Raw genomic sequence first — 2,676 nt, 5'->3', positions numbered from 1 at the left:
CACCTGAAATCTCTCGTGCTCGACCAACCATTGCTCTTGCGCCAAGATCTTCTCGGCCATGAGCAAGAGTGAGAAAGCTATTAAGATATTTTTCATGCCCGATAAAATTTGAGATTTCTAACGCCCAAGTTAACCGGCGCCGGAGCGCGAAGCGCGTAGGGCACCAACACTGGCCATAAAAATGGCGAAGCCATGGCCAGTGTTGGCGTCCGCGTTGAACGCCCAGTTAGGCCACGGTGTGTGGTGGAAGACTAGTGAGAACATTTAACTTTTCAGACAGCTTAGCCAAAGAAGCAACCTAATGTGTCCGCACCGACAATTGAGAAGAAGGCATCGATGGTTTTTGCTTCGTTGACTTCGTATGGAGACCAAGTTAAATTTCCCCGCATCCAGTAAACCTTCCAATAATTTTGGCTGCGGACGTAAGTTGCCTTGGCGAACGGGCGTTTCATTAATTCAGAGGGGGAATCCCAACGCGGACGCACTTCAAGCAGTTCGACGGATTGGCCTGAAATTTGGTACTCATAGTCCAGTTGCGACCGAATGTGAGGAGGCGGCCGGTGTTGGGCGAAGAATTTTTCTGCTGCCTTCTCGATCCGCTTGAGATCTACTTCATTGAAAGCCATGTTATTCGGAAAAAAGTTGCTTGACTAGATTCTTGGAAATTTCCAACCCTGCAGGGGTAAGGAACACCGATTCTTGCCGACCTCGGGGATCTGAGATAAGTCCCTTCTCATGCAGCGACTCCATCACTGAAAACTCGTAACGTTTCCAAGTTTGCCCGTCCTTGGTTGCGAAGTAGCCAAGGAGCGCGAGAACTGCATCTTCAACCTTTTGATCACTGTATGTCATGGCTGTTTCGCAATGAGCCTAGCGAACTGCTAGGCGGTTATTAGCAGTGGCCTAACGCCCAAGGTAAGCGGCGCCGGAAGGAGCGCAGCGAGTGGAGGGCACCAACACTGGCCATAAAGATGCCGAAGGCATGGCCAGTGTTGGCGTCCGCTTGACCGCCGAGTTAGGCCACGGTGCCTGCGCGAAGCGCCCGTGCCAGTGCTCGGTGATGGCGTTACCACTTCCAGAGCGATGGCGTGCGCCAATGGGCGTGCAATGGTTCATTTGCGCTGCCTACGGTTGAATGAATGAATGCCAGATGGTGCGGATGACCCCAGCAAACAATGCAGCAAGTACGCAATAGAACACAAGAATAATGACCGAGCCATCGCTTCCTGGATGGTCACGTCGGAACTGCCGAAGTCTGTTGAGCAGTGTGTCAGCGCTTCCGTCGTCGGGCGCTCGCAAGTGATACTTTCCAGGGCGCCATGCTTCGAGCAGCAATGGGGCCACCAACCCTGCAACGAGGAGCGCTCCTGCTGCAGCGTTTCTATCACCCTGCAGAGCTAGTGCCAGAGCAAGGCAGGCAAAGCTTCCAACAAAGCACACGACCAGTATTCGTGTCCAAATGCTCAATCTAAACCGTCCGATCTTTTTTGTGGTGTGCGCAGAGCTCAGTCGTATTCCAACTGCGGCCTAACGCCCAAGGTAAGCGGCGCCGGAAGGAGCGCAGCGAGTGGAGGGTACCAATAAGGCCCATGAAAATGGCGAAGCCATGGGCCTTGTTGGCGTCCGCTTGACCGTAATGTTAGGCTGGAGGTAATTCGCGAATCCTAGTTATGCTGGTTGAGGTGCGCTTGGCCGCAAACTCCAGTTCGTCGCTATTAATGGGCTCGAATGATTCAATCCTAACCCTGTGTAAATTGACTGCGTCTGAGGTTTCTAGGGCTTCTTGAGTAAGAAAATTCATGGGGCCAACATAAACAACACGCTGCACGCCTGGGAAGGTATTCAAAATTGGCAATATGCTTTTCACGTCCACCTTTTCACCCCTTATGTGGAGCATGTATCTGTAGGGGGATCTGATTGCCGGGGTGCTTTGGGATGATCTGTGTCTAAGCTCATTAACCGACGATTCAATATATTCTAGTTTGCGCAGCAAGAATCCTTGCGCATCGTCTGCTTGCGCAACTTCGCGCATTACTTTCGATTGGGCAACTCGATAAACGGGATTGTCTGGCTCAGACTCGGCTTGGGCTGCTTCTATGGCCGAAGCCAGTCTGGGGCGAAGATCTACTGCGCCGTGCATGTCGTTCTGGAAAAATACGGTGCGTTCGTCAGAAATGTCGAAGGGTAGCTTTGTGCCCGATTCTGCCAGCACTACGATTGGTAAACCAACGCAATGCCTGACCGCAAGTTCATACATGACGTTGGGATTTAACTCGGTAAGATTTGCAATTACCAATTCGTCATATAGTACGTGTTCTATTACTTGTTTGGTAATGGAGCCGGGTGTGGAAATCTCATGAGCGACATGAGTTTTAAAGCCTAGCTCTTGTAAGGTCGGCTTGATGACTGCGCTGATAAGGCCGTCGGCAGCTCGTCGTGTGGGTGAATTATCGGCACCAATTGGAGTGACGACGAAGCAGTTCTTAGCGGCTGTATTCTGTTCTGTCATAAATTTGCTGAATTTTGTTGCTGCGGCAAATTTTCTGGAAGGCCTAACGCCCAAGGTAAGCGGCGCCGGAAGGAGCGCAGCGAGTGAAGGGCACCAACACTGGCCATGAAGATGCCGCAGGCATGGCCAGTGTTGGCGTCCGCTTGACCGCCGAGTTAGGCCACGGT

Annotated in this window: 3 protein-coding genes; all 3 read right to left on the bottom strand. The window is 51.9% G+C overall.

Annotated elements, in window-relative coordinates; translation table 11 throughout:
- Positions 1 to 281: 281 nt before the first annotated feature.
- The gene (locus EYS42_RS16750) at positions 282 to 626 is read right to left on the bottom strand and encodes a DUF3024 domain-containing protein (RefSeq protein WP_130969355.1); all 345 of its coding nucleotides are present in this window, start codon (positions 624 to 626) and stop codon (positions 282 to 284) included.
- Between the two features lies 1 nt (position 627).
- Positions 628 to 852 (bottom strand): DUF6429 family protein, encoded by a 225-nt coding sequence (locus EYS42_RS17455; RefSeq protein WP_130969354.1) that lies wholly within the window; start codon positions 850 to 852, stop codon positions 628 to 630.
- 787 nt (positions 853 to 1,639) lie between these two features.
- Positions 1,640 to 2,509, bottom strand: a complete 870-nt coding sequence (locus EYS42_RS17120) for a hypothetical protein (protein WP_165456840.1) — start codon at positions 2,507 to 2,509, stop codon at positions 1,640 to 1,642.
- Positions 2,510 to 2,676 lie beyond the last annotated feature (167 nt).

Source organism: Aquabacterium lacunae, assembly GCF_004310865.1.
Lineage (GTDB): Bacteria > Pseudomonadota > Gammaproteobacteria > Burkholderiales > Burkholderiaceae_C > Aquabacterium > Aquabacterium lacunae.
The sequence above is the reverse complement of the archived record's forward strand: the minus strand, read 5'-3'. Positions and strand labels throughout refer to the sequence as shown.